Source organism: Pseudomonas parasichuanensis (assembly GCF_021601385.1).
GTDB classification, from domain to species: Bacteria; Pseudomonadota; Gammaproteobacteria; order Pseudomonadales; family Pseudomonadaceae; genus Aquipseudomonas; species Aquipseudomonas parasichuanensis.
Genome location: NZ_BQHO01000051.1, coordinates 20,517 through 27,070 on the forward strand (window position 1 = coordinate 20,517; position 6,554 = coordinate 27,070).

6 protein-coding genes are annotated in these 6,554 nt (G+C 66.2%); all 6 read left to right on the top strand.

Features of this window, described 5'->3' with window-relative positions:
* Positions 1-6 precede the first annotated feature (6 nt).
* On the top strand, positions 7-444 hold the full coding sequence (locus L6D77_RS25640; RefSeq protein WP_232885531.1) for a MarR family winged helix-turn-helix transcriptional regulator: 438 nt from the start codon (positions 7-9) through the stop codon (positions 442-444).
* Positions 441-2,528, top strand: coding sequence for an FUSC family protein (locus L6D77_RS25645; protein WP_232885530.1), 2,088 nt, complete (start codon positions 441-443; stop codon positions 2,526-2,528). The genes L6D77_RS25640 and L6D77_RS25645 overlap by 4 nt, the downstream gene beginning before the upstream one ends.
* Positions 2,525-2,737 (top strand): DUF1656 domain-containing protein, encoded by a 213-nt coding sequence (locus L6D77_RS25650; RefSeq protein WP_110992051.1) that lies wholly within the window; start codon positions 2,525-2,527, stop codon positions 2,735-2,737. The genes L6D77_RS25645 and L6D77_RS25650 overlap by 4 nt, the downstream gene beginning before the upstream one ends.
* On the top strand, positions 2,734-3,609 hold the full coding sequence (locus tag L6D77_RS25655) for an efflux RND transporter periplasmic adaptor subunit (protein ID WP_232885529.1): 876 nt from the start codon (positions 2,734-2,736) through the stop codon (positions 3,607-3,609). Before L6D77_RS25650 ends, L6D77_RS25655 begins: the two co-directional genes overlap by 4 nt.
* Entirely contained in the window at positions 3,606-5,024 is a 1,419-nt protein-coding gene (locus L6D77_RS25660; protein WP_232885528.1) for an efflux transporter outer membrane subunit, read from the top strand. Before L6D77_RS25655 ends, L6D77_RS25660 begins: the two co-directional genes overlap by 4 nt.
* A gap of 183 nt (positions 5,025-5,207) precedes the next feature.
* The gene (locus tag L6D77_RS25665) at positions 5,208-5,663 is read left to right on the top strand and encodes an REP-associated tyrosine transposase (RefSeq protein ID WP_232885527.1); all 456 of its coding nucleotides are present in this window, start codon (positions 5,208-5,210) and stop codon (positions 5,661-5,663) included.
* Positions 5,664-6,554 lie beyond the last annotated feature (891 nt).

Sequence of the window (6,554 nt, forward strand, 5' to 3'; positions counted from 1 at the left end):
CCCTCTATGTCACTTGACGCACTGCACATGAAAATCAGCAGCGGCATGGTCGTTGCCGCCCGGCATTGGCGTCGCCTGTGCCAGGGCGCGCTGACCAGCTATGGCATCTCCGAAGCCTGTGCCGTGCCGTTGCTGATGATCGTGCGCCTGGGCGACGGCGTGCATCAGGTGGCGGTGGCCCAGGCCGCCGGCCTGGAAAGCCCGTCGCTGGTGCGCCTGCTCGACCAGCTGTGCAAGGCGGGCCTGGTGTGCCGCAGCGAGGACCCGCTGGACCGCCGCGCCAAGGCCCTGAGCCTGACCGCAACAGGCCGCGCCCTGGCCGAGTCCATCGAAGGCGAACTGGTGCGCCTGCGCCGCGAGTTGCTGCAGGGCATCGACCAGGCCGACCTGGAAGCCACCCTGCGGGTGATCCGCGTGTTCGAAGAAGCGGGCCTCACCCCATGAACGGCTTCTTCAGCTCGGTACCCCCGGCCCGCGACTGGTTCTACGGCGTGCGCACCTTCGCCGCGTCGATGATCGCCCTGTACATCGCCCTGCTGATGCAGCTGCCACGCCCGTACTGGGCGATGGCCACGGTGTACATCGTCTCCAGCCCGTTCCTCGGCCCCACCACTTCCAAGGCGCTGTACCGCGCGCTTGGCACCTTGCTGGGGGCAGGCGCGGCGATCTTCTTCGTGCCCCTGCTGGTGCAGTCGCCGGTGCTGCTGAGCATCGCCGTTGCCTTGTGGACCGGCACCCTGCTGTTCCTCTCGCTGAACCTGCGCACCGCCAACAACTACGTGCTGATGCTGGCCGGCTACACCATGCCGATGATCGCCCTGGCGGTGGTCGACAACCCGCTGGCGGTGTTCGACGTGGCTTCGTCCCGTGCCCAGGAAATCTGCCTGGGCATCGTCTGCGCGGCGGTGGTCGGCGCGGTGTTCTGGCCGCGCCGGCTGGCGCCGGTGGTGGTGGGCGCGACCGGCAATTGGTTCAGCGAGGCGATCCGCTACAGCGACACTTACCTGGCCCGCGAAGCCAGCGCCGACAAGGTCGGCGGCATGCGCGGGACGATGGTCGCCACTTTCAACTCGCTGGAGCTGATGATCGGCCAGCTCGGCCACGAGGGCGCAGGCCCGCACACCTTGAAGAACGCCCGCGAACTGCGCGGGCGGATGATCCACCTGCTGCCGGTGATCGACGCCCTCGACGACGCCCTGATCGCACTCGAAGGCCGCGCCCCGGTGCAGTTCGCCCAGTTGCAGCCGGTGCTGGCGGCCGCCCGCGAATGGCTCAAGGGCACCGCCGACAGCGCCTCGGTGGCACGCTGGACCGCCCTGCACGAGCAGATCGACCGCCTGCAACCCGGCGCCGCCGCCCTCGACCAGCGCGCCGAGCTGCTGTTGTCCAACGCCCTCTACCGCCTGACCGAGTGGGCCGACCTGTGGCAGGACTGCTGCACCCTGCAGCACGCCCTGCGCACCGACGACGCCAAGCCCTGGCGCGCGGTGTACCGCCACTGGCGCCTGGGCCGGCTGACGCCGTTCTTCGACCGTGGCCTGATGCTGTACTCGGTGTTCTCCACCGTCACCGCCATCGTCGTGGCCTGCGGCCTGTGGATCGGCCTGGGCTGGAACGACGGCGCCAGTGCGGTGATCCTCGCCGCCGTGTCGTGCAGCTTCTTCGCCGCCATGGACGACCCGGCGCCGCAGATCTACCGGTTCTTCTTCTGGACCTTGATGTCGGTGATCTTCTCCAGCCTGTACCTGTTCCTGGTACTGCCCAACCTGCATGACTTCGCCATGCTGGTGCTGGCCTTCGCCGTGCCGTTCATCTGCGTCGGCACCCTCACCGTGCAGCCGCGCTTCTACCTGGGCACCTTGCTGACCATCGTCAACACCTCGACCTTCATCAGCATCCAGGGCGCCTACGACGCCGACTTCTTCACCTTCCTCAACGCCAACCTGGCGGGGCCGGTGGGGCTGCTGTTCGCCTTCCTCTGGACCATCGTGGTGCGCCCGTTCGGCGTGGAACTGGCGGCCAAGCGCATGACCCGTTTCGCCTGGCGCGACATCGTCGAGATGACCGCGCCAGCCACCCTGGCCGAACACCGCCAGGTCGGCGTGCAGATGCTCGACCGCCTGATGCAGCACCTGCCGCGCCTGTCGCAGACCGGCCAGGACAGCGGCGTGGCGCTGCGCGACCTGCGCGTGGGGCTGAACCTGCTGGACCTGCTGGCCTACCTGCCGCGCGCCGGCAACCAGGCCCGCGAGCGCCTGCAGACGGTGATCGAAGAGGTCGGCGGCCATTACGCCGCCTGCCTGCGCGCCGGCGAGCGCCTGCATGCCCCGGCGGCGCTGCTGCGCAACATGGAGCGCGCGCGCCTGGCGCTGAACCTGGACGAGCTGTACGAGCGCGGCGATGCCCGCACCCACCTGCTGCATGCCCTCAGTGGCCTGCGCCTGGCGCTGCTGCCAGGGGTGGAGGTGATGCTCGAACCCACTGAACAAACGCAACTGCCACCCGGCCTCGATGGAGCGCCCCTGTGATCGGTGAACTGGATATCAGCGGGGTATTCCTGCCCACGCTACTGGTGATGATGTTTGCCACCTACCTGCTGTTCCTTGGGGTGCACGCGCTGCTGGTGCGCGTGCATTTCTACCGCCTGGTCTGGCACCGGGCGCTGTTCAACGTTGCCCTGTATGCCGTGCTGCTGGGCGCGGTCGACCACTTTTGCCGAAGCCTGATGCTGCCATGAAAAAACCTTTGCTGACCCTGGGCCAAGTGGTCCTGACCTTGCTGGTAGTGACCTTCGCCGCCGTGCTCGTGTGGCAGATGGTGGTGTACTACATGTTCGCCCCCTGGACCCGCGACGGGCACATCCGTGCCGACGTGATCCAGATCGCCCCGGATGTGTCCGGGCTGATCCAGCAGGTCGAGGTGCGCGACAACCAGACCATCAAGCGCGGCGACGTGCTGTTCACCATCGACCAGGACCGCTTCACCCTGGCCCTGCGCCAGGCCAAGGCGACCCTGGCCGAGCGCCAGGAAACCCTGGCCCAGGCCTCGCGCGAGGCGCAGCGCAACCGCAAGCTGGGCAACCTGGTGGCGGCCGAGCAGCTGGAAGAGAGCCAGTCCCGCGAGGCCCGCGCCCGCTCGGCGGTCAACCAGGCCCAGGTGCAGGTGGACCTGGCCCAGCTCAACCTCGACCGCTCGGTGGTGCGCAGCCCAGTGGACGGCTACCTCAACGACCGCGCCCCGCGTGCCCACGAGTTCGTCAGCGCCGGCCGCCCGGTGCTGTCGGTGGTCGACAGCGCCTCGTACCACGTCGATGGTTATTTCGAAGAGACCAAGCTCGGTGGCATCCATATCGGCGATGCCGTGGACATCCGCGTGATGGGCGACAACACCCGCCTGCGCGGCCGTGTCGAAAGCCTGTCCGCCGGCATCGAGGACCGCGACCGCAGCAGCGGCGCCAACCTGCTGCCCAACGTCAACCCGGCGTTCAGCTGGGTGCGCCTGGCCCAGCGGATTCCGGTGCGCATCACCTTCGACGAGGTGCCGGCTGATTTCCGCATGATCGCCGGGCGTACCGCCACGGTGTCGATCATCGAGGGCCAGCACCCATGAAACAGCTGATCCTGGTGGGGCTTAGCCTGTCTCTCGGCGCCTGCATGATGGTCGGCCCCAATTACGAAGTGCCCAAGGATGCCGCCGTGCAGCGCAGCGACCTCAACGGCCCGTTGCGCCAGGATGCCGACAGCGTGGTGTCGGCGCCGGTGCCCGAGGACTGGTGGCAGCTGTACCAGGATCAACGCCTCAATGAGCTGGTGCGCCAGGCCCTGAGCGCCAACACCGAATTGCGCGTGGCCGCCGCCAACATCGCCAAGGCCCGCGCCCAGGTGGAAGTGGCCGAGTCCCAGGGGGGCTTCAATGGCGGCATCAAGGCCGGTGCCCAGCGCTTGCAGGAGTCTGGCGAAGCCTTCCTGCTGCCGGAGAAAGTGCCGGTGGCCAATATTGGCGAGGCGCTGCTCAGTGTCAGCTACCAGTTCGACCTGTGGGGCACCTTCAAGCGCGGCACCGAGGCTGCCAAGGCCAACGCCGATGCGGTGCAGGCCGCGGCCGACACCGCGCGCATCACCCTGGTGGCCGACGTGGTCAAGGCCTATACCCAGGTGTGTTCGGCCAACGAGGAGTACCACATTGCGCGTGAGTCGCTGGATTTGCAGCAGCAGGGCGTGCAGCTGACTCAACGGCTGCGCGATGCCGGCCGTGGCGACGAGACCCAGGTCACCCGCTCGCAGACCCAGTTCAAGTCGCTGCGGGCTGAACTGCCGCGCTTCAAGGCCGAGCGTGAGACTGGCTTGTATACCCTGGCTGCGCTGCTGGCCAAGCCGGTCGAGCAGTTGCCGGCGGGTACTGCCGATTGCGCCGAGCTGCCGCATCTTGCGCAGTTGATTCCGGTGGGTGATGGCGCCGCCTTGCTCAAGCGCCGGCCCGATGTGCGCCAGGCTGAGCGCCAGTTGGCGGCGGCGACCGCGAATATCGGCGTGGCTACTGGGGCGCTTTATCCGGACATCAGCATTGGTGCACAGGTGGGGACCATCGGCATTCTCGAAAACCTGGGTGAGCCTTCCACCAACCGTTGGGGCTTTGGGCCGCAGATCAGCTGGAACATCCCCACCAACGGCACCCGTGCGCGCATTCGCATGGCGGAGGCCTCGACTCAGGCGGCGTTGGCGCAGTTTGACGGGGTGGTGTTGAACGCCATTCGTGAAACCCAGACGCGGTTGGCGCAATACAGTGCCTTGCTCGACCGGCGTGATGCGCTGGCTGAGGCCGAGCGCTCGGCGAAGGAGTCGGCGGACCAGACCCATCTGCGGTATCAGGTGGGGCGTGAGTCGTTCCTGGCGGACTTGCAGGCGACCCGGACCTACACCGATGTGCGGGCGCAGTTGGCGGCGGCGAACAGCCAGGTGGCGATGGGGCAGATTGGGGTGTTTCTGGCGTTGGGTGGGGGGTGGAAGGGTAGCGGTAAGCCTTGAGGACCCTGGGGCCGCTTTGCGGCCCTTTCGCTGTCAAGCCAGCTCCCACAAAGGACTATGTTGATCTCTGTGGGAGCCGGCTTGCCGGCGATGCGGGCACCACTGAAACATCAGGCACCACATGCTCTCTCCCCGAATCAGCACCATGCACTAGCCTGACCTGCCCAAAACAGGAGTAGGCACATGGACAGTCCCCATTCCAGCCAACTGAGGCGTGGCCGTTTCTCAGAGCCCGGCAGGCTCTATCTGCTGACCACCAAGACCTTGGACCGGGCACCGTACCTGGCCGATTTCCGCTCTGCCCGGCTGTTGATCGGGCAGTTGCGTATCGCGCAGGCGGAGGGCATTGCCCGATCGTTGGCCTGGGTGGTGATGCCGGATCATTTTCACTGGCTTGTGGAGCTTGGAGGTGGGGACCTGAAAACGCTGATGCGGCGGATCAAGTCGCGCAGTACCCGGATGATCAATGGCTATCAGGGGCGTGCGGGGCGCCTCTGGCAGCAGGGGTTTCATGATCGCGCGTTGCGGCGGGAAGAGGATGTGCAGGCTGTTGCGCGTTACATCGTCATGAACCCCAAGCGGGCAGGGTTGGTTGAGCGGGTTGGCGACTATCCGCATTGGGATGCCATCTGGCTCTGAGCCTTGTGTTGTGGTGGCTGTGCTGGCCCTATCGCCGGCAAGCCGGCTCCCACAGGTAGATCATTGTTCTTGAGCATTGCGCTGCACCTGTGGGAGCTGGCTTGCCAGCGATCGAGGGCGCAGCCCTCGCCAGGGCCTATATCGACTCAGGATTGCATCAGGGCATACAGGTGCCTGCCACAGCTCTTGCAGCGCTCTCAAGATCGAGCGCCGCCCGCGCGGCGCATCGCTGGCAAGCCAGCTCCCACAGTTTGTTTCGGGCCAGTTATTCCTGTGGAAGTACCGGCGCCTGCCTTGGTGCACGTCTTGAGTCATGCGGGGCGGCGGTAACGCCCACGCTGAAACCGCGTCGTACCAACAAGGCGGACAGTGATGACCTTGCAGGAGTAACTGGCCCGAAACAGATGTGGGAGCTGGCTTGCCAGCGATGCGCCGCGCGGGCGGCGCTCGATCTTGAGAGCGCTGCAACAACACCGGCGAGCACCTGGTGGCCTTGATGCGGTCCAGCGCCAGACCTTCCCAGCCTCAAGCATTTCTGCGACTTGCCAGAACCCCGTACGACATTTCCGAAACTGAAACCAAATCCTACAGCCCCGCATAGCTTGGGAAGTATCCTACGCGGCTTGCGGAAGCTTCGATGTTGTCGGTGGAATCCCTCAGGAATAACGTCCTCGGGTCGCTTTCGGGCGATCGGGATTGAGACCCCCGGCAACCTGAGAAGTACACCGTTTATGGCGGTCGTACGCGGGCAGGCTTCGCCTGGTCGGGTTTCTCATGTGGCCCGGGTCTCACATCTGCGTACGACTGCCACCCAACTCAGTGAGACGAGGAGGACGGCAGTTCCTTAAGGCCCACGTGAGATTCCAGCAATGAAAAAACGCGTCCCCGACC